This is a genomic window from Pseudomonas baetica, assembly GCF_051216495.1.
GTDB lineage: Bacteria > Pseudomonadota > Gammaproteobacteria > Pseudomonadales > Pseudomonadaceae > Aquipseudomonas > Aquipseudomonas baetica_B.
Map to the genome: position 1 here is coordinate 14,885 of NZ_JBPKAM010000012.1, position 21,082 is coordinate 35,966.

The following is a 21,082-nucleotide window of genomic DNA, read 5'->3' on the forward strand; positions in this document are numbered from 1 at the left end:
TTTCAGGGTTTGCCCCGTATCAGCCGGCGCAAGACAAAGCGGTTCGGGTGACAGGCCTCTGCGACGGCTCTGGGCAGTGGCAAGGGCTCGATATCCAGCCAGGCTGCCAGCAGTTCGCCAGACACGGGTGCGGTAATCAACCCTCTTGAGCCGTGGCCGCTGTTGACGTACAGGCCTTCCAGCCAGGGGCAAGGGATGTCCGGGGTTTGCCGGGCATCCTTGCTCAAGGCGCTATAAGCGTCGACAAATGCCTCACCGTCGGCCAGCGGGCCGATGATCGGCAGGTAGTCGGGACTGGTACAGCGAAAAGCTGCGCGGCCTTCCAGCACTTCAGGTGGCAGCCTGTCGGCACCCAGTCTCTGGACCAGGTCCGGTGAGATTTCCTCAAGCATCTTCAGGTTGCCCGCATGCTCGGCAGCAGTGGGCGTCAGGTCGTCGTTGTTGAAATCAAAACTGGCGCCCAGGGTGTGTTCGCCCAGCCGGGCCGGTGCGACATAACCCTCGGCACAGACCACCGTGCCCAGGCACTGACTGGCGGCCGTCCGGGGCAGGCGGGTGATCTGCCCGCGGATGCGTTTGAGCGGCAACTCGCTGCTGTACGGGAAACGCTTGATCTCGGCTGCGCCGGCCAGAACCACCACCGGTGCATCGGCCAGCAACCTGTCGGCCTCCCACGCTTGCCACCGTCCGTCCACACGGCGCAGTTCCAGCACATCCTGATGTGTCAGCAGTTGAATGTTCGATTGCGCGGCCTGCCATTGGCACAGGGCAGGCGGATGCACCCAACCGCCTTCGGGGTAAAACAGGCCACCCGATGGCAGCGCGATTCCGGCGCGAGCTTCGGCGTGCGCTTGATCGAGTGAGTGCAGTAAGTCCTCCGGAAAGGCCGCGGCCAATTGCGTCTGGCGTTCGGCTTCCTTGGCGTTGAAGGCCAGTTGCAGCACGCCACAATTATCCCAGTCGACGCCGCGTTGCAGGGACTCCAACAGGCGACGGGTGTAGCCGAATCCACTGACGATCAATTGCGACAATGCCGTTCCGTGGGCGGACAACTTCAGATACAGCACGCCTTGGGGATTACCCGAGGCTTCCTGGGCCACCGCGGCGTGTCGTTCCAAAAGGCTGACCTGCCAACCGCGCGCAGCGAGGCTGGCGGCCGTCGCGCAACCGGCCAGACCGGCACCGATCACCAGTGCGCGGCGTTCGTCGGTCAGTGGTGCCGGGCGTGCAAACCACGGTTTGGCCATGGCAGGCTTCGGCGCTTCTTCAGGCCAGCCGATGAAGGCGCCGCGCAGGATTTCCCATTTATGACCAATGCCTGGCGTGCGTTTCATCTTGAAGCCGGCGGCGTTGAGCAAGCGTCTCACCCAACCGGTGCTGGTGAAGGTGCTGATGGTTGAGTCGGGAGCGGCCAGGCGTGCCAGCTCGGCAAACAGCTCGGCGGTCCACATGTCCGGGTTTTTCGCCGGGGCGAAACCGTCGAGAAACCAGGCATCGATTTGCGCGTCCAGTTGTGGCAACTGTTCCAGGGCATCGCCGATCAGCAGGGTAAGGGTGATGCGACCTCCATCCAGCACCAGACGCTGAAAGCCCTGATGGATGGCCACGTACTGCGCCAGCAGTTGCTCGGCAAACACCTTGAGCTGCGGCCACAAAGCCAGTGCCCGCTGCAGGTCCGGCGGACTCAACGGGTACTTCTCGACGCTGACAAAATGCAGTCGCGCACCGGCCACCGCGTGCTGCTCGAACAACTGCCAGGCGCAGAGGAAGTTCAACCCGGTACCAAAACCGGTCTCGCCAATCACCAGCCGTCCCCCCGCCGGCAACGCGGCAAAACGCTCGGCCAAACGGTTCTGCTCGAGGAAGACATAGCGGGTTTCGTCCAGCCCGGACAGGTCGGAGAAATACACATCATCGAACACCCGCGAACGCGGGAGCCCTTGGTCGTCCCAGTCGAGTTGGGCGTGGGGTATGACAGGTTTCATGGCAGGCTCGGCAACGGCAAGGCGGCCATTCTAGCCGATCGTGGGCCGGGTGCTTGATCCATGGCAAGCTGTGCTACGACCCGGCCAATGAAAATGGGATTTCTCCCACACAGGAGAGGTCAATCCGCTAGTCTTGCTCAGATCTGGAAGGGAGCCGTCCATGTTCGAATCCGCCGAAATCGATCACGCCATCGACAATGAAACCTACGACGCTGAAGTGCCAGCGCTGCGCGAAGCCCTGCTTGAAGCACAGTTCGAACTTCAGCAGCAACAACGCTTCCCGGTGATCATACTGATCAATGGCATCGAAGGTGCCGGCAAGGGCGAGACAGTCAAGTTGCTCAATGAATGGATGGACCCGCGATTGATCGAGGTCCGTACCTTCGATCAGCAGACCGACGAAGAACTGGCCCGGCCACCGGCGTGGCGTTATTGGCGGATGCTTCCGGCCAAGGGGCGCATGGGTATTTTTTTCGGCAACTGGTACAGCCAGATGTTGCAGGGCCGGGTCCATGGGTTGATCAAGGACCCCCGGCTCGATCAGGCCATTAACGGTGCCGAGCGCCTGGAAAAGATGCTGTGCGATGAAGGTGCGTTGATCTTCAAGTTCTGGTTCCACCTGTCCAAGAAGCAAATGAAAGCGCGCCTCAAGGCACTGGCCGACGACCCGCTGCACAGTTGGCGGATCAGTCCGCTTGACTGGCAGCAATCGCAAACCTACGACCGGTTTGTGAAGTTCGGCGAACGGGTACTGCGTCGTACCAGCCGCGACTACGCACCGTGGCATGTGATTGCCGGGGCGGATTCGAACTATCGCAGTTTGGTGGTGGGCAAGATTTTGCTCGAAGGTATGCAAAGTGCGTTGCAGCGTCCGGACATTCACCCGGACAAAGTCAGCGCCGCCCCCGTGCTCCCCAGTGTCGATCAAGTGAACCTGCTCGATAGCCTTGATCTGAGCCGGCGTCTGTCCAAGGACGATTATGAAGAACAGTTGATCTCCGAGCAGGCGCGTTTCTCCGGGTTGATGCGCGACAAACGCATGCGCCGCCACGCGTTGGTGGCGGTGTTCGAAGGCAATGACGCGGCGGGCAAGGGCGGCGCGATTCGTCGGGTGGCGGCGGCACTGGACCCGCGCCAGTACAACATCGTACCGGTTGCCGCGCCGACCGAAGAGGAACGGGCCCAGCCGTACCTCTGGCGTTTCTGGCGGCATATTCCAGCACGTGGCAAATTCACCGTGTTCGATCGCTCCTGGTATGGCCGGGTATTGGTGGAACGCATCGAAGGGTTCTGCAGCCCGGCGGATTGGCTGCGTGCTTACAGTGAAATCAACGATTTCGAGGAACAGATCGCCGACGCCGGGATCATCCTGGTGAAGTTCTGGCTGGCCATCGACAAGCAGACGCAACTGGAACGCTTCCAGGAGCGCGAAGAGATTCCCTTCAAACGCTTCAAGATCACCGAGGATGACTGGCGCAACCGTGACAAATGGGATGACTATCGCGCCGCCGTCGGCGACATGGTCGACCGTACCAGTACCGAGATCTCGCCATGGACGCTGGTGGAGGCCAATGACAAACGCTGGGCACGGGTCAAGGTCTTGCGCACGATCAACCGGGCGTTGGAAGAAGCGTTCGAACGATCCGACAAACATGAGCGCAAAGAGAAAAAAGACAAGCAGTGAACCGATGGTTACGCATACGCGGGGTGAATGATTGTCGCAGTCGGTAATTGGGTGCGCTTATGCTCGATCCACTCTCAACCGACAACAACAATGAGGTATGCCATGCGTGAAGTGGTGATCGTCGACAGCGTACGGACAGGCCTGGCCAAATCCTTTCGCGGCAAATTCAACCAGACCCGCCCGGACGACATGGCCGCGCACTGCGTCAACGCACTGCTGGCACGTACCGGCATCGACCCGGCCAGCGTCGAGGACTGCATCGTCGGCGCCGGTTCCAACGAAGGCGCCCAGGGCTACAACATCGGTCGCAATGTGGCGGTGCTGTCGCGCCTGGGTATCGGCACCGCCGGCATGACCCTCAACCGTTTCTGCTCGTCAGGCTTGCAGGCGATTGCCATTGCCGCCAACCAGATTGCCTCGGGATGCAGCGACATCATCGTCGCCGGTGGCGTTGAGTCGATCAGCCTGACCATGAAAAGCGTCAACACCGACAACCTGATCAACCCGTTGCTCAAGGAGCAGGTCCCGGGCATCTACTTCCCGATGGGCCAGACGGCTGAAATCGTCGCTCGCCGCTACAACGTCAGTCGCGAAGAACAGGACCGGTACGCCCTGCAAAGCCAGCAGCGTACCGCCCAGGCGCAAGCGGCCGGTTTGTTCGACGATGAAATCGTGCCGATGGCGGTGAAGTACCGCGTGGAAGACAAGGCCACCGGTCAGGTGCAGATCCTCGATGGCAGGGTTGATCGCGATGACTGCAACCGTCCGGACACCACGCTGGAAAGCCTGGCCGGGTTGAAGCCGGTGTTTGCCGAGGACGGATCGGTGACGGCGGGCAACTCGTCGCAACTGTCCGATGGTGCCTCGATGACGCTGGTGATGAGCCTGGAAAAGGCGCTGGCGCTCGGGCTCAAGCCCAAGGCGTTTTTCCGTGGCTTCACGGTGGCCGGTTGCGAGCCGGACGAGATGGGCATCGGCCCGGTTTTTTCCGTGCCGAAGCTGCTCAAGGCCAAGGGCTTGCGGATCGATGACATCGATCTGTGGGAGCTCAACGAAGCGTTTGCTTCGCAATGCCTGTACGCGCGCAATCGACTGGAAATCGATAACGACAAGTACAACGTCAATGGCGGGTCGATTTCCATTGGTCACCCATTCGGCATGACCGGTTCGCGTCAGGTCGGGCACCTCGTTCGCGAGTTGCAGCGGCGCAACCTGCGCTACGGCATCGTGACCATGTGCGTGGGCGGTGGGATGGGGGCTACCGGGTTGTTTGAAGCGGTGTGTTGAGTACCTTGGTTTTTTGCATTGACTGATAGATAGCTTTCGCGAGCAGGCTCGCTCCCACACACATCGGATCCTTGTGGGAGCGAGCCTGCTCGCGAATACAGACGCCTCGGTTTACCGGTTCAAACTCGAATGTCGCATCCGCTCGATATAAGCCTGAATCTCCCGTGCAGCCACTTCGGCGCTGGCAAACGGCCCCTCCAGCGTGTTTTCCCGCGTACTGAAATACAACTCCCCATTCACCCGACACAACCGGTCACTGCGAAAGTGCGTGGCGGGGGCGTTGTCCTGGGCGCGCATGCCATACATGGCAGATCTCCTGCGGGATACGGATCCAATCAGCTTATGCACGAAGCCTTTGCGGTGCCCGGTTATCGGATCGACGGCCGATCGCCCATTTAATGTTGCGACCTGCACAGTTTCATTCGCGGCGAAGTGCAAACTGTCCCTGTGTACCACGCGCCGGTGCGCCTAGAATGACGATTCTTGACACTGGGCTTTGGGGTTCGCATGCACATTTCATCCGGTCGCTGGGTTTACGGTCTGTTCCTGGCCTTGCTGACTGCGTTGCTGTGGGGAATCCTGCCGATCAAGCTCAAACAAGTCTTAATGGTGATGGACCCGGTCACGGTGACCTGGTTTCGCCTGATGGTGTCCGGTGGCTGCCTGTTCGTTTATCTGGCCGCGACCAAACGCCTGCCGAGCCGCAAAGTGCTCGGTCCGCGCGGAGGCTGGCTGGTGTTGATGGCGGTGCTCGGCCTGGTGGGCAACTACGTGCTGTATTTGATGGGCTTGAACCTGCTCAGCCCCGGCACCGCGCAACTGGTGGTGCAGATGGGCCCGATCATGCTGTTGATCGCCAGTGTGTTTGTGTTCAAGGAGCGTTTCAGCTTGGGGCAGGGCATTGGTTTGCTGGTGCTGCTGGTCGGTTTCGCCCTGTTCTTCAATCAACGCCTGAGTGAGTTGCTCACCTCGTTGACCGACTACACCGCTGGTGTGTTGCTGGTGCTGTTGGCGTCCACCGTCTGGACCTTTTATGCCCTGGGGCAGAAGCAATTGCTGACCGTGTGGAATTCGTTGCAGGTGATGATGGTGATCTACCTGTTCTGTGGGCTGTTGCTGACGCCGTGGGTGCATCCGCTGGAAGCGCTGCAACTGAACCCGCTGCAAGGTTGGTTGCTGCTGGCGTGCTGCATGAACACCCTGATCGCTTATGGCGCATTTGCCGAAGCCCTGGCCCATTGGGAAGCCTCGCGGGTCAGCGCGACGCTGGCGATCACGCCGCTGGTGACCTTTGGCGCCGTGGCACTGGCCGCGTGGTGGTGGCCGGAGTATGTGCATGCCGAGACGATCAATGGCCTGGGGTATGGCGGGGCGGTGCTGGTGGTGTTGGGCTCGGCGCTGGTGGCGTTGGGGCCGTCGTTGATTGCCGGGCTCAAGGCGCGGAAAGTGCGGATGGCAGCCAGTTAGACCGCGTTATCGTTCTTCGCGAGCAGGCTCGCTCCCACAGTAATTGTGCGTCGATCACAATTCCTCTGTGGGAGCGAGCCTGCTCGCGAAGACGGACTGACAGGCGCTACAAATCTCAGCCCTTGGCCCCGGCCTCCAGCATATTCTCCGGCCTTACCCACGCATCAAACTCTTCATCGGTCAGATACCCCAGTTCCAGCGCTGCCTCGCGCAAGGTCAGCCCTTCGCTGTAGGCCTTCTTGGCAATCTCCGCCGACTTGTCATAGCCAATATGCGGATTGAGCGCCGTCACCAGCATCAAACCGCGTTCCAGATGCTCGGCCATTTGCCCGGCGTCCGGTTCCAGGCCGGCGATGCAATGCTGCTGGAAGTTGCTGCAGCCATCGCCCAGCAGGCGGATCGATTGCAGCAGGTTGTGGATGATTACCGGTTTGAACACGTTCAATTGCAAATGCCCCTGGCTTGCGGCGAAACCGATGGTGACGTCGTTCCCCAGGACCTGACAGGCCAGCATCGACAGCGCTTCGCACTGGGTCGGGTTGACCTTGCCCGGCATGATCGAACTGCCCGGTTCGTTCGCTGGCAGCTTCACTTCGGCAAAACCGGCACGCGGTCCGGACCCCAGCAAGCGCAAGTCATTGGCGATTTTCATCAGGGCCACGGCGAGGGTCTTCAGCGCGCCCGACAAGGCCGTCAACGGCTCATGCCCGGCCAGCGCCGCAAACTTGTTCGGTGCGGTGACGAAGGGCAGGCCGGAGAGTGCCGCCAGCTCTGCGGCGATCGCTTCACCAAAGCCGTGCGGCGAGTTAAGCCCGGTGCCCACGGCGGTGCCGCCCTGGGCCAGTTCGCAGATGGCCGGCAGGGTGCTGCGGATAGCCCGCTCGGCGTAGTCCAGTTGCGCGATGAACCCGGACAGCTCCTGGCCGAAGGTGATAGGCGTCGCATCCATCATGTGGGTGCGTCCGGTTTTCACCAGCTTCATGTGCCGAGCCGACAGCTCGGCGAGGCCGCCGGACAGCTCGGCGATGGATGGTAGCAAGTGCTGTTGCACGGCTTGGGCCGCAGCGATGTGCATGGCCGTGGGGAAACAGTCGTTGGAGCTTTGGGAGCGATTGACGTGATCGTTGGGGTGTACCGGGGACTTGCCGCCGCGCGGGTTACCGGCCAGTTCGTTGGCGCGTCCGGCGATCACTTCGTTGACGTTCATGTTGCTCTGGGTGCCGCTGCCGGTCTGCCAGACCACCAGCGGGAATTGATCGTCATGATCGCCTTCAAGCACTTCATCCGCCGCTTGTTCGATCAGCCGGGCGATATCGGCGGGCAGATCACCATTGCGGTCGTTGACCCGTGCCGCCGCCTTCTTGATCAGCGCCAAGCCGTGCAATACCGCTAGCGGCATACGCTCGTTGCCGATGGCAAAGTTGACCAGCGAGCGTTGCGTCTGAGCGCCCCAGTAGGCTTCTTCCGGGACTTCAACCTGGCCAAGGCTGTCGGTTTCGATACGGCTCATCGGTCACACTCCTGTAGGTCTGATTGCGCAGTTTAGGCCGTGATCGACGGCCGGGGTTCCATCAGTCTTGATTGTGTCCATTGAACCCCTCTAAATCAGGCGCGACAAGGCTTGGGGTTGAGCGAAACACTTTTTCAGGCGCAGAATGGTCGTCCTTGGGGTTTTACCTCGCCTGCTAGAAAAGGAAACTCGATGACTCGTCTTCGCGCCATCTGTACCGCGGTTGCATTGGTTTGTGCCAGCGGCCAGGTTCTTGCCGACACCGCCAGCCACAACGCCAGTGCCGAGGCTTTCCTGACCCTGGCGCATGCCGACAAACTGGGCACTCCGGTGTACATGCAAGTACAGCAAATGTTCGCCCAGCGCTTCCAGCAAACCAAAGCCCCGGAATCGAAAAAAGCCGTCCTGGAAACCTACCAGGCCAAGGCCAACGCTGCGCTGGACCAGGCCATTGGCTGGAACAAGCTGAAGCCGGACATGGTCAAGCTCTACACCTCCAACTTCACCGAATCCGAGCTTAAGGACCTGGTTGCGTTCTACCAGTCGCCATTGGGCAAGAAAGTCCTGCAAAAAATGCCGCAGCTGACTCAGCAATCCGCCCAGATGACCCAGGCCAAGCTCGAAAGCGCAGTGCCGGTGGTCAACAAGCTGCTGGCTGACATGACGGCTGAGCTGACGCCGAAAGACGCAGCAGCGCCAGCCAAGAAAAAGCCATAAGCGGAGTTCGGTATGACCATGCAACAACGCATCGAATCGACGCTGGGCCTGTTACAGCCTGAGCATCTGCAAGTGCTGGACGAAAGCCATATGCACAGCCGTGGTTTGGAAACCCATTTCAAGGCCGTGGTGGTCAGCCAGCAGTTCGAAGGGCTCAATCGCGTCAAGCGTCACCAGAAAGTCTACGGCACGCTTGGCGAGCTGATGGGCGAGTTCCATGCGTTGGCGCTGCACACCTACACGCCGCAGGAATGGGCGCAGATCGACGCGGCTCCGGCCTCGCCGACCTGTGCCGGTGGCAGCAAACACTAGCTTAAAGAGCCCGTGGCGAGGGGATTTATCCCCGTTGGGCTGCGCAGCAGCCCTGAAACCGGTAGCCACAATAGTTCAGGTAGGTCGCGTGCAGTGATCTTGCGACTGCTTCGCAGCCGAACGGGGATAAATCCCCTCGCCACAGAGGCATCTGCCTGTCCTCTAACCTTCGGGTTTTTGGTAGAATGCGAAACGCGCCGCTAACCCGGCGCGTTTTTTTTCGCATCCGGTTCACCCCTTACGAGGGTAGCCACCTGGAGATTGACCCATGACACAACAGATTGTCGTGGCGGCACTGTATAAGTTCGTCACCCTGGAAAATTACGTCGATTTGCGCGAGCCATTGCTGCAAGCGATGGTCGACAACGGCATCAAAGGCACGCTGCTGATTGCCGAAGAAGGCATCAACGGTACCGTGTCCGGCAGCCGCGAAGGCATCGACGGGCTGTTGGCCTGGTTGAAGAAAGACCCTCGCATGGTCGACATCGATCACAAAGAGTCGTACTGCGACGAGCAGCCGTTCTACCGCACCAAGGTCAAGCTCAAGAAAGAGATCGTGACCCTGGGCGTCGAAGGCGTGGACCCGAACAAAAAGGTCGGCACCTACGTTGATCCGCAAGACTGGAACGCGCTGATCAGCGATCCGGAAGTGCTGTTGATCGATACCCGCAACGATTACGAAGTGTCGATCGGCACCTTCGAAGGCGCGATCGATCCGAAAACCACCAGCTTTCGCGAATTTCCCGACTACATCAAAGCCAACTTCGACCCGGCCGTGCACAAGAAGGTCGCGATGTTCTGCACCGGCGGCATTCGTTGCGAAAAAGCGTCGAGCTACATGCTCAGCGAAGGCTTCGATGAGGTTTACCACCTCAAGGGCGGCATTCTGAAGTACCTCGAAGAGGTGCCTCAGGAAGAGACCAAGTGGCAGGGCGACTGCTTCGTGTTCGATAACCGCGTCACGGTTCGTCACGACCTGAGCGAGGGCGACTACGATCAATGTCACGCCTGCCGTACGCCGGTCAGCGTCGAAGATCGCGCTTCCGAGCATTACGTAGCCGGCATCAGTTGCCCGCATTGCTGGGACACGCTGAGCGAGAAAACCCGCCGCAGTGCCATCGATCGGCAAAAGCAGATCGAATTGGCCAAGGCTCGCAATATGCCGCACCCGATCGGCTACAACTACAAGCAAGCATCCACCGAGGCCTGAACCATGTCTGCATGCCGCCTGCTGTATGTGATGGACCCGATGTGTTCCTGGTGCTGGGGCTTTGCCCCGGTTGCAAACGCATTGGTCGAGCAGGCGGCGGCCGCGGGGGTGGACGTGCATCTGGTGGTGGGCGGTCTTCGCACCGGCAGTGGCGCGGCGCTGGAACCGACGACCCGACGCTACATCCTCGAGCATTGGCAGGCGGTCACCGAGGCCACCGGCCAGCCGTTCAAACTGGATGGTGCCTTGCCTGAAGGGTTCGTCTACGACACCGAACCGGCCTGTCGGGCGCTGGTGACGGCACGCAGCCTGGCGCCGGATTGCGCATGGAAACTGCTCGGGCTGATTCAACACGCGTTCTACGCCGAAGGTCGGGATGTCACTCACGCCAGCGTGCTGGTGGAACTGGCTGAACAGGCGGGGCTGCCGCGCATCGAATTCGCCGCCGCGTTCGACCGTGCCGATATGCACGCCGCAACCGCGGCCGATTTCACCTGGGTCCAGGATCTGGGCATCGCCGGCTTCCCGACCTTGCTGGCTGAGCGCAATGGTCAATTGGCCTTGCTGACCAATGGCTATCAGCCGCTCAGTGCGCTGTCTCCGCTGCTCGGCCGCTGGCTGGAGCGCGCTGCCTGTGCATGACCTGCCTGACGATACCGCTACCGTTAAACGCGTCGACCGGCTGAGCTGGGCGGAAATCCGCCGACTGGCCCTTCATCACAAAAAATCCCTGTGGATCGCCAACGGCGTGGCCGTGCTGGCGACCCTGTGCAGCGTACCGATCCCGTTGCTCCTGCCGCTGCTGGTGGACGAGGTGTTGCTGGGGCACGGTGATGCCGCGCTGAAAATCATGAACCTCGCACTGCCCGAGTTTTGGCAAAAAGCCGCGGGCTACATCGGCCTGATGCTATTGGTGACCCTGGCCCTGCGTTGCGCGGCGTTACTGTTCAACGTGGTGCAGGCACGGCTGTTTGCTTCGTTGGCCAAGGACATCGTGTACCGCATTCGTATCCGCTTGATCGAGCGCCTCAAGCGCATCTCGCTGGGGGAGTACGAAAGCCTGGGCAGCGGTACGGTGACTACGCACCTGGTGACTGACCTCGATACCCTGGACAAATTCGTCGGCGAAACCCTCAGTCGTTTCCTCGTGGCCATGTTGACGCTGGTTGGCACCGCCGGGATTCTGATATGGATGCACTGGAAGCTCGCACTGCTGATCCTGTTGTTCAACCCGCTGGTGATCTACGCCACGGTGCAGCTGGGTAAACGGGTCAAGCACCTCAAGAAACTCGAGAACGACAGCACCTCGCGCTTCACTCAGGCGCTGACCGAAACCCTGGACGCTATCCAGGAGGTTCGCGCCGGTAATCGCCAGGGCTTTTTCCTTGGCCGATTGGGGCTACGCGCCAGGGAGGTTCGCGATTACGCGGTCAGTTCCCAGTGGAAAACCGACGCTTCGAACCGTGCCAGCGGTTTACTGTTCCAGTTCGGCATCGATATTTTTCGCGCCGCGGCCATGCTCACCGTGCTGTTTTCCGACCTGTCCATCGGCCAGATGCTCGCGGTATTCAGCTATCTGTGGTTCATGATTGGTCCCGTGGAGCAACTGCTGAACCTGCAATATGCCTACTACGCCGCCGGCGGTGCGCTGTCGCGGATCAACGAACTGCTGTCTCGCGCCGATGAACCGGCGTACCCGAACGGAGTTGATCCGTTCACGGGCCGCGAAACCGTGGGTATCGAGGTCCAGGGGTTGAGCTTCGGCTACGGTGACGAGTTGGTGTTGAACCAAATGAACCTGTCCATCGCCCCCGGTGAAAAGGTCGCTATTGTCGGTGCCAGTGGCGGCGGCAAAAGCACACTGGTGCAGTTGTTGCTGGGGCTCTATACGCCCTTGGCCGGGACCATCCGCTTCGGCGGCTCGACCCAGCAGGAAATCGGCCTGGAAACCGTGCGGGAGAACGTCGCCGTGGTGCTGCAACATCCGGCCCTGTTCAACGACACCGTACGTGCCAACCTGACCATGGGCCGCGACCGCAGCGATGAGGCGTGCTGGCAGGCTCTGGAAATCGCACAACTGCACGCCACGATTCGCGAACTGCCCAATGGCCTGGACAGTATCGTCGGGCGCTCCGGCGTGCGTTTGTCCGGTGGTCAGCGTCAACGCCTGGCCATTGCACGGATGGTGTTGGCCGATCCGAAAGTGGTGATCCTCGACGAGGCTACTTCCGCGTTGGACGCCGCTACTGAATACAACCTGCATCAGGCTTTGGCGAGATTCCTGAGCAACCGTACGACGCTGATCATTGCGCACCGGTTGTCGGCCGTGAAGCAGGCGGATCGGGTGCTGGTGTTCGATGGTGGACGAATTGCCGAGGATGGCGACCATCTGCAACTGATTGCCGATGGGGGCCTGTATGCCAAGCTGTACGGACATTTGCAGCAGTTGTAGCGACATTGCGTCGAGTAGAACGAATACTGTTTGAAGGTCAACAATAACAACATCGCCGCCCGGGACAGTAACGGTGCAGGCCCTTTCGGTCATAGCGTGCCGCTTGCCGGGAATGGAATCGCCACCTAGTCTAGCGGTAGCGAATTCGTCCGGAAGACGATCAAGCAGTGCTAATGCAAGGGAACTCATGAATCAAACGCGGACTCTCGGAACGCCCCGATTGCTGGGCATCGTCTGGCCATTTATCGCGGTTGTGTTGTTTCAAGCCTTGTTGGGCGGCGTCAGCCTTTATGTGCTGTCGGCTGTTCGCGGCTACGTCGCCGGTGAAAGCCTATGGTCCAAGGGCCAGAAAGACGCGATCTACTACCTTAATCTTTATGCCGATAGCGGCGACGAAGCGATTTTTCATAAATACCAGAACGCCATTGCCGTGCCCCAGGGCGGACACGAGTTGCGTGTGGCGCTGGACCTCCAGCCGCCGAACATCGAGGCGGCGCGTGCAGCGATCCTCAAGGGTGGCAACCATCCGGATGATGTTTCCAGCCTGATCTGGCTGTACCTCAATTTCCGGCATTTCAGCTACCTGGAAAAAGCCATCGACCGCTGGACCGTGGGCGACGAATACCTGGTCAAGCTTGATGACGTTGCCCGCGACATGCACCAGCACATCACGACTGGTCCCGCCTCCGACGCGGACATCAAGCGCTGGAAAGCACAGATTTTTGCCATCAACGATGAAGTGACCCCGGCGGCGAAAGCCTTCAGTGATGCCTTGGGTGAGGGCTCGCGGGTCATTCTGCGACTGTTGCTGGTGATCAACCTCGCGACTGCCCTGGGCTTGATTGCATTGGCGTTGATGCGTACCCATAAACTGCTCAAGCAGCGTCATGCCTTCGCCGACGCCCTGCAGTTGGAAAAAGACCGGGCGCAGATCACCTTGCAGTCGATTGGCGATGCGGTGATCACCACGGATGTGACTGGCGCCATTGCCTACATGAACCCGGCCGCCGAGGTATTGACCCATTGGAAAGCCGAGCAGGCCACGGGGTTACCGCTAGCGGCGCTGTTCAACCTGCTGGATGAGAATGCTCAGGCCGATGGCTTTACGCTGATCGAGCACATCCTGAGTGGTCAGCTCAGTGGCGGCAGCGAGCATTCGAAATTGATTCAACGCCTGGACGGCAGCACGGTATCGGTCACGCTGGTGGGAGCGCCGATCCGCAATGCCGGCAAAGTCAGCGGCACGGTGCTGGTGCTGCACGACATGACCCAGGAGCGGCAATACATTGCCAACCTGTCCTGGCAGGCCACCCACGACGCCTTGACCGGTCTGGCTAACCGCCGCGAGTTCGAGTATCGACTGGAACAGGCGCTGCACAACCTGACCCGGTACTCGGGGCGCCATGCCCTGATGTTCCTCGATCTCGACCAGTTCAAGCTGGTCAACGATACCTGCGGCCATGCGGCGGGTGACGAGTTGCTCAGGCATATCTGTGCGCTGTTGCAATCGGGGTTGCGCGAAGGCGATACCCTGGCCCGTCTCGGCGGCGATGAGTTCGGTATTTTGCTGGAGAACTGCGCACCAGAGGCCGCTGAAAAAATTGCTGAAGGCTTGCGCCAGACTGTGCAGAATTTGCACTTTGTCTGGAAGGGCCGGCCATTCGTCACTACCGTGAGCATCGGCCTGGTCCATGTCGCGCAAAATCCGACGACCCTTGAAGCTTCGTTGCGCGCGGCTGACATGGCCTGCTACATGGCCAAGGAAAAGGGGCGCAACCGGGTTCAGGTCTATCATCCCGACGACTCGGAATTGTCCCTGCGTTTCGGCGAAATGGCCTGGGTGCAGCGCTTGCACATGGCACTGGAGGAGGATCGCTTTTGCCTGTATTCCCAGGAAATAGCGTCTCTGGGCCATACCGAACGCGTTGGTGGGCATATCGAGATTTTGTTGCGTTTGCATGATGAAGCCGGGCGCATGATTTTGCCCGACAGTTTCATCCCGGCCGCCGAACGTTACGGTTTGATGACGTCCCTCGACCGCTGGGTTGTTCAGAATGTATTCAAGATCATTGCCCAATGCATGGCCGAAAAACGTCAGGGGCCTTTGGCAATGTGTGCGATAAATCTGTCAGGCACGACTATCGGAGATGAGGCGTTTCTGGACTTCTTGCGGGAACAGTTCGTTACTTATTCAGTCCCGCCTGAAATGATTTGTTTTGAAATCACTGAAACCAGCGCAATTTCCAATCTTGGCAGCGCAATCCGTTTTATCAATGAACTCAAAGGCTTGGGTTGTCATTTTTCGCTGGACGACTTTTGCGCCGGTATGTCTTCATTCGCTTACTTGAAACATTTGCCTGTAGACTTCTTGAAGATCGACGGGAGTTTCGTAAAGGATATGCTGGACGACCCGATTAACCGCGCCATGGTCGAAGTGATCAATCACATCGGTCATGTCATGGGTAAACGCACGATTGCCGAGTTTGTCGAGACACCCCAGATCGAGCAGGCATTGCTGGAGATCGGGGTGGATTACGCTCAAGGGTATGTCATTGAACGCCCGCATTTGTTTACCTGCGATAGTTTGCAAAGTCGTCCTGCCAGGCCACAGCCTTTGTTGTTCAAGGCACCTGGCACGTTCCGTTGAAGTCTCTTGCCGGTCAAAACAATCACAATCAAAAGGAGCTCGACAGTGATCGACACATTCAATCGAACCGGACCCCTCATGGAAGCTGCCAGTTATCCGGCCTGGGCCCAGCGCCTGATCCAGGATTGCAGCGAGAGCAAGCGCCGGGTTGTCGAACACGAACTGTATCAGCGCATGCGTGACAACAAGCTCAGCGCAAAGACCATGCGTCAGTACCTGATCGGTGGCTGGCCAGTGGTCGAACAGTTCGCGTTATACATGGCACAAAACCTGACCAAGACCCGCTTTGCCCGTCATCCTGGCGAAGACATGGCGCGTCGCTGGCTTATGCGTAATATTCGCGTGGAATTGAACCATGCGGATTACTGGCTGAATTGGAGCCGTGCTCACGGTGTCAGCCTGGAAGATCTGCAGGCGCAACAGGTGCCCCCTGAGCTTCATGCCTTGAGCCACTGGTGCTGGCACACAAGTTCGGCAGATTCGCTGATCGTCGCCATCGCCGCCACCAACTACGCCATTGAAGGGGCGACCGGCGAGTGGTCGGCGCTGGTCTGTTCCAACGGTGTGTATGCCGCATCGTTCCCCGAGGAAGACCGCAAACGGGCGATGAAATGGCTGAAGATGCATGCGCAGTACGACGATGCCCACCCATGGGAAGCGCTCGAGATCATTTGCACGCTGGCAGGCATGAACCCGACCAAGGCCCTGCAGATGGAACTGCGTCAGGCAGTGTGCAAAAGCTACGACTACATGTATCTGTTCCTGGAACGCTGCATGCAGTTGGAGCACTCGGAAAGAGCGCTGCTATCCCGTGAGCGACTGGCGTTGGCCGAGAGCTGATTCCAGGTAGAACGCAATAAAAACTGTGGGAGCGAGCCTGCTCGCGAAAGCGGACTTTCAATCAACTTCATCGTTGAATGTAAGAATGCATTCGCGAGCAGGCTCGCTCCCACATTGGTTTTGTGGTGTCAGCGCGAATTCAACCCGCCATCGTCAACCGGTTACGCCCCTCGCGCTTGGCGACATACAGCGCATTGTCGGCCCGTCGCAACAGGCTTTCGGCAGATTCACCGGGCAACAAGGTTGAGCATCCCAGGCTGATGGTCAGCTCGATCAGGCGCCCTTCGGCCAGATATTCATGCGCCTGCACCGTAAATCGCAACCGCTCGCCCACCATCGCCGCTGCTTCCCGGCTGGTGCTGGACAGCAATACCAGGAACTCTTCGCCCCCGTAGCGAAACACCATGTCCACATTGCGCAATTGGCTCTTGATCGAGGCGGCAACGGCTTTGAGCACGTCATCGCCGACACTGTGCCCATGGGTGTCGTTGATTTGTTTGAAGTGGTCTATGTCCAGCATCAGAACCGACAAGGGGTGCTGGTGACGCCGTGAGATTTCAATTTCCCGCAACAGTGTCTGATCCATGGCGATACGGTTGCCGGTATCCGTCAGTGGATCACGCAAGGCACTTTGGGTCGCGGCGCGATAGAGCAGGGTGTTGCGCATCGGGTAGAGCAGCACGGCCAGCAGTGATTCGAGGTTACCCTGTTCCTGCTCGCTGAAACGCTGGTTACGGCGAAACACCAGCTCCCCCAGATGCTCGCCCTCATGACTGAGGCTGTAGCTGATCGAGTGATGGCCGCGTTGGCCGAACTCCAGGCGCAGGTCGCTGCTCTTGTGCTCATAGCTCAAGGCATCAAGGGGAATGAGGCGTTGAATCTCGTGGAAAAACAACCCGAGAATACGTTGGGGCTCAAGACTGGTTTGCAGCTGCATGCTCAGTTGCTGGCGCAGCTTGGCAAGGCTGACCGGCCTTTCCAGAGTGGGTTGCTGCTGACCAAAGCCCAGGCGTTGCAATTTGGCGCTATCGAAGTCAATTGCGTTGGTCTGGGACGGTGATTTCATATGGCGTGCGCCCTTGAGCAGTAAGGCTGTCTTACAAGCTGGGTGAGAGCGGCTTAGGGCTGCGCGTCGTACTGGTCCGTCAGTCCCGTAGGACATTTCGTACAAGTTTAGTCTGCTTTGTACAAGAAAAGGATGCTCTTATGCCGCGGCGGGAAGTCGACGCGGCACAAAAGCGACGTACGGCATTACTGGGCGTTGAATGCCTGGCCGTTGATGCCGGTACTGTCCGGCCCCATCAGGTACAGGTAGACCGGCATGATTTCTTCGGGCGTCGGATTATTCAGCGGGTTTTCCCCCGGATAGGCCTGGGCACGCATGCTGGTCCGGGTGGCACCCGGATTGATGCTGTTGGAGCGTACTGGTGCCACAGTGTCGACTTCGTCGGCCAGGGTCTGCATCAGGCCTTCGGTGGCGAACTTGGAGACGCCGTAGGCACCCCAGTACGCACGGCCCTTGCGTCCGACACTGCTGGAGGTGAACACCACCGAGGCGTCCTGGGACAGCTTGAGCAGCGGTAACAGGGTGCTGGTGAGCATGAACATGGCGTTGACGTTGACGTGCATCACGCGCATGAAGTTCTCACCGGACAGCTGCTCGATCGGTGTCCGTGGGCCAATGATCGAAGCGTTATGCAGCAAGCCGTCGAGGTGGCCGAATTCGTTTTCGATCATCGCCGCCAATTCATCGTATTGATGAGGCAGGGCGGTCTCCAGGTTGAACGGGATCACAACCGGTTGAGGGTGCCCGGCGGCTTCGATTTCGTCGTAGACCTGGGTCAGGTTGGCTTCGGTCTTGCCCAGAAGCAGTACGGTCGCACCATGGGCAGCGTAGGTTTTTGCGGCGGCAGCGCCGATACCACGACCGGCGCCGGTGACCAGAATGACCCGATCCTTGAGCAGGTCGGGACGGGCGGAATAATCAAACATAAAAAACCTCGGCAAAATTCTTCAGGGCAGGCGCAATCCCTGTAGGAGCGAGCTTGCTCGCGATGGTCGTCAACGATTACGCGATAAGCCCGGAGGCCCGTGGCGCTCTCAGGTTTTTCGCGAGCAGGCTCGCTCCCACAAAGGTCTGTCTCAGTAAAAACTCAGCAACCACAGAGGGCGCTATCAAGCACCTTGCGCAACTCCAGCGGATGATCGACCACCACGTCCGCCCCCCAATGCCGCGGATTATCATCCGGGTGGATATAGCCGAAGGTCACGGCTGCAGTCCGGGTGCCGGCATCGCGGCCCGATTCGATATCGCGCAGGTCATCACCCACGAACAGCACGCTGGCGGGGTCCAGGTCGAGCATCTTGCAGGCAAGGATCAGCGGCTCGGGATCCGGTTTGCTGTTCTTCACGTGGTCAGGGCAGATCAGCAGTGCCGAACGCTCGGCCAGACCGAGTTGCTGCATGATCGGCTCGGCGAAGCGCAACGGTTTATTGGTGACCACGCCCCAGACCAGGTTGGCCTTTTCGATGTCGGCCAGCAGTTCGCCCATGCCGTCGAACAATTTACTGTGGACCGCGCAACCGACCAGGTAGCGCTCCAGAAACTCAAGACGCAGTTCCTCGAACCCTGGCGACTCCGGATCCATGGCGAAGGTCACGGCGACCATTGCTTTGGCGCCGCCGGAGATTTCATCGCGGATATGCTTGTCATTCATCGGCGGCAAGCCACGGTCGGCACGCATCGCCTGACAGATCGCGATGAAGTCCGGCGCGGTGTCGAGCAGAGTGCCGTCCATGTCGAAAAGAACTGCTCTGATTGGCATCGGCTTACTCCTCGCGCAGGGTCTGGATCATGTAGTTGACGTCCACGTCGGCCGCCAGCTTGTAGTGCTTGGTCAACGGGTTGTAGGTCAGGCCGATGATGTCCTTGACGGTCAGGCCAGCCATGCGGCTCCAGGCGCCGAGTTCGGAAGGGCGGATGAACTTCTTGAAGTCGTGGGTGCCGCGAGGCAACAGCTTCATGATGTATTCGGCGCCGACGATGGCGAACAGGTACGCCTTCGGATTGCGGTTAATGGTGGAGAAGAACACCTGGCCGCCGGGCTTGACCATGCGGAAGCAGGCGCGGATCACCGAAGACGGGTCCGGCACGTGTTCAAGCATTTCCAGGCAGGTAACGACGTCGAACTGCTCCGGCATTTCTTCGGCCAGGGCTTCGGCGGTGATCTGCCGGTATTCGACGTTCACGCCGGATTCCAGTTGATGCAGTTGTGCGACTGCCAGTGGTGCTTCGCCCATGTCGATGCCTGTCACGGTGGCGCCACGCTGGGCCATGGCTTCGCTGAGGATGCCGCCGCCGCAACCGACGTCGAGGACTTTTTTGCCGGCCAGGTTGACGCGCTCGTCAATCCAGTTGACCCGCAACGGGTTGATATCGTGCAGCGGTTTGAACTCGCTTTCGCGGTCCCACCAGCGATGGGCCAGGGCCTCGAATTTGGCGATTTCGGCGTAGTCGACGTTGCTCATGGTTTATGTCCTCTAAAACTTGAAAAATCCTGTTGCGCCGGCATCGTGGGCGCGGTGCGTTTTATTCGGTATGGCCGCTGATGCGCTGGCCCCAGGCCTTCGCTAAAGCACCAAGCTGTTCTTCATCCAGGCGCGTCAGGCGACGGTCGTCGAGCAGTTGCTTGCCAGCGACCCAGACATGCTTCACGCAGTCCCGGCCCGTGGCATATATAAGTTGCGAAACAGGGTCGTAGACCGGTTGCTGTGCCAGGCCAGACAGGTCGAAAGCCACAATGTCGGCGGCTTTGCCGACTTCCAGTGAGCCGACTTCGGCGTCGATGCCCAGTGCGCGAGCGCCGTTGAGGGTGGCCATGCGCAGGGCGCGATGGGCATCCAGTGCGGTGGCCGAGCCTGCCACGGCTTTGGCCAGCAAGGCGGCGGTGCGGGTTTCACCGAGCAGGTCCAGATCATTGTTGCTGGCGGCGCCATCGGTGCCCACCGCCACATTGACCCCGGCTTGCCACAAACGCTCCACCGGACAGAAACCGCTGGCCAGCTTCAGGTTCGACTCCGGGCAATGAATGACGCTGGCGTTGCTTTCTACCAGCAGTGCCAGGTCGTCATCGCTGATCTGGGTCATATGAACCGCCTGGAAGCGTGGCCCCAGCATGCCCAGGCGAGCCAGCCGCGCCAGTGGGCGTTCCCCGCGCTGTTCGACGGATTGATGCACTTCGAAGGCCGTCTCATGCACGTGCATGTGGATCGAGGCGTCCAGTTCTTCGGCGATCACCCGGATTTTTTCCAGGTTTTCATCGCCCACGGTGTAGGGTGCATGTGGGCCAAAGGTGATTTTGATGCGTTCGTGGTGCTTCAGGTCGCCAAACAACTCGATGCCCTGACGAATGGCTTCGTCCGCCGTGGCGGCGCCGGGGATCGGGAAGTCGAGGATCGGAATCGCGATTTGCGCGCGAATGCCGCTGTTGTGTACTCGCTCGCTGGCAACCTTCGGGAAGAAGTACATGTCAGAGAAGCAAGTGATGCCTCCTTTGAGTTGCTCGGCGATGGCAAGGTCTGTGCCGTCACGGACAAAAGCCTCATCGACCCATTTGGCCTCGGCGGGCCAGATATGGTTTTCCAGCCAGGTCATCAGGGGCAAGTCATCGGCCAGGCCACGGAACAGGGTCATTGCCGCGTGCCCGTGGGCATTGATCAAGCCGGGACTTAGCAACATGTCCGGCAGATCGCGGATTTCGGTTGCGTTAAGCTTCAGTGCAGCGGAACGTGGGCCGATGAAGACGATGCGTCCGTCGCGGATGCCCAGGCCATGGTCCTTGAGGACAACGCCAGCGGGTTCGACGGGTACCAGCCAGGTCGGCAGCAATAACAGGTCGAGCGCAGCGGCAGTGTTCGGCATCGCGAGTCGGTTCCAGTGCTTTTGTAAAGGATGGCGAAGTATACCCGAGC

At 59.7% G+C, this 21,082-nt stretch carries 18 protein-coding genes; 10 read left to right on the plus strand and 8 right to left on the minus strand.

The genetic code is table 11. The features are described from left to right. Positions 1-2 precede the first annotated feature (2 nt). Complete coding sequence (gene mnmC / locus ACSFE6_RS06980; RefSeq protein WP_435426910.1) at positions 3-1,985, minus strand: bifunctional tRNA (5-methylaminomethyl-2-thiouridine)(34)-methyltransferase MnmD/FAD-dependent 5-carboxymethylaminomethyl-2-thiouridine(34) oxidoreductase MnmC; 1,983 nt, start codon at positions 1,983-1,985, stop codon at positions 3-5. A gap of 160 nt (positions 1,986-2,145) precedes the next feature. On the opposite strand from mnmC, the gene pap reads away from it, so the two are divergent. Then, entirely contained in the window at positions 2,146-3,669 is a 1,524-nt protein-coding gene (gene pap / locus ACSFE6_RS06985; protein ID WP_435426911.1) for a polyphosphate:AMP phosphotransferase, read from the plus strand. Between the two features lie 102 nt (positions 3,670-3,771). Next, positions 3,772-4,956, plus strand: coding sequence for a thiolase family protein (locus tag ACSFE6_RS06990; RefSeq protein ID WP_435426912.1), 1,185 nt, complete (start codon positions 3,772-3,774; stop codon positions 4,954-4,956). Between the two features lie 111 nt (positions 4,957-5,067). On the opposite strand, the gene ACSFE6_RS06995 is transcribed toward ACSFE6_RS06990, so the two are convergent. Continuing rightward, entirely contained in the window at positions 5,068-5,262 is a 195-nt protein-coding gene (locus ACSFE6_RS06995) for a DUF6316 family protein (protein WP_435426913.1), read from the minus strand. A 201-nt stretch (positions 5,263-5,463) separates the two neighbouring features. Here ACSFE6_RS06995 and ACSFE6_RS07000 point away from each other — a divergent pair, with 201 nt between their 5' ends. After that, positions 5,464-6,423, plus strand: coding sequence for a DMT family transporter (locus ACSFE6_RS07000; protein WP_435426914.1), 960 nt, complete (start codon positions 5,464-5,466; stop codon positions 6,421-6,423). A gap of 115 nt (positions 6,424-6,538) precedes the next feature. Here the strand turns inward: ACSFE6_RS07000 and ACSFE6_RS07005 are convergent, their stop codons facing one another. Continuing rightward, positions 6,539-7,933: a class II fumarate hydratase gene (locus ACSFE6_RS07005; protein ID WP_435426915.1), complete on the minus strand. Its 1,395-nt coding sequence runs from the start codon at positions 7,931-7,933 to the stop codon at positions 6,539-6,541. Positions 7,934-8,125: 192 nt separating this feature from the next. Here ACSFE6_RS07005 and ACSFE6_RS07010 point away from each other — a divergent pair, with 192 nt between their 5' ends. The 7 genes from ACSFE6_RS07010 (at position 8,126) to ACSFE6_RS07040 (ending at position 16,111) form a co-directional block, all read left to right on the plus strand. Then, positions 8,126-8,650 (plus strand): DUF2059 domain-containing protein, encoded by a 525-nt coding sequence (locus tag ACSFE6_RS07010; protein ID WP_435426916.1) that lies wholly within the window; start codon positions 8,126-8,128, stop codon positions 8,648-8,650. Positions 8,651-8,662: 12 nt separating this feature from the next. After that, a complete protein-coding gene (locus ACSFE6_RS07015; protein WP_435426917.1) occupies positions 8,663-8,962 on the plus strand; it encodes a BolA family protein in 300 nt (99 codons plus the stop codon). A gap of 268 nt (positions 8,963-9,230) precedes the next feature. Next, a complete protein-coding gene (locus ACSFE6_RS07020; protein ID WP_435426918.1) occupies positions 9,231-10,172 on the plus strand; it encodes a rhodanese-related sulfurtransferase in 942 nt (313 codons plus the stop codon). Positions 10,173-10,211: 39 nt separating this feature from the next. Further along, complete coding sequence (locus ACSFE6_RS07025; protein WP_435426963.1) at positions 10,212-10,814, plus strand: DsbA family protein; 603 nt, start codon at positions 10,212-10,214, stop codon at positions 10,812-10,814. After that, complete coding sequence (locus tag ACSFE6_RS07030; protein WP_435426919.1) at positions 10,807-12,624, plus strand: ABC transporter ATP-binding protein; 1,818 nt, start codon at positions 10,807-10,809, stop codon at positions 12,622-12,624. Before ACSFE6_RS07025 ends, ACSFE6_RS07030 begins: the two co-directional genes overlap by 8 nt. Positions 12,625-12,811: 187 nt before the next feature. Beyond that, the gene (locus ACSFE6_RS07035) at positions 12,812-15,271 is read left to right on the plus strand and encodes an EAL domain-containing protein (RefSeq protein ID WP_435426920.1); all 2,460 of its coding nucleotides are present in this window, start codon (positions 12,812-12,814) and stop codon (positions 15,269-15,271) included. A gap of 78 nt (positions 15,272-15,349) precedes the next feature. Next, the gene (locus ACSFE6_RS07040) at positions 15,350-16,111 is read left to right on the plus strand and encodes a TenA family transcriptional regulator (RefSeq protein WP_435426921.1); all 762 of its coding nucleotides are present in this window, start codon (positions 15,350-15,352) and stop codon (positions 16,109-16,111) included. 139 nt (positions 16,112-16,250) lie between these two features. On the opposite strand, the gene ACSFE6_RS07045 is transcribed toward ACSFE6_RS07040, so the two are convergent. From ACSFE6_RS07045 to ACSFE6_RS07065, 5 genes are all read right to left on the minus strand, one after another. Continuing rightward, entirely contained in the window at positions 16,251-17,177 is a 927-nt protein-coding gene (locus tag ACSFE6_RS07045; RefSeq protein ID WP_435426922.1) for a GGDEF domain-containing protein, read from the minus strand. A 185-nt stretch (positions 17,178-17,362) separates the two neighbouring features. Then, positions 17,363-18,103, minus strand: a complete 741-nt coding sequence (locus ACSFE6_RS07050; protein WP_435426923.1) for a YciK family oxidoreductase — start codon at positions 18,101-18,103, stop codon at positions 17,363-17,365. A gap of 161 nt (positions 18,104-18,264) precedes the next feature. Further along, complete coding sequence (gene mupP, locus ACSFE6_RS07055) at positions 18,265-18,936, minus strand: N-acetylmuramic acid 6-phosphate phosphatase MupP (protein WP_435426924.1); 672 nt, start codon at positions 18,934-18,936, stop codon at positions 18,265-18,267. 4 nt (positions 18,937-18,940) lie between these two features. Beyond that, complete coding sequence (gene ubiG, locus ACSFE6_RS07060) at positions 18,941-19,639, minus strand: bifunctional 2-polyprenyl-6-hydroxyphenol methylase/3-demethylubiquinol 3-O-methyltransferase UbiG (RefSeq protein ID WP_007973655.1); 699 nt, start codon at positions 19,637-19,639, stop codon at positions 18,941-18,943. A 61-nt stretch (positions 19,640-19,700) separates the two neighbouring features. Next, positions 19,701-21,032, minus strand: coding sequence for a TRZ/ATZ family hydrolase (locus ACSFE6_RS07065; RefSeq protein WP_435426925.1), 1,332 nt, complete (start codon positions 21,030-21,032; stop codon positions 19,701-19,703). Between the last annotated feature and the right edge of the window lie 50 nt (positions 21,033-21,082).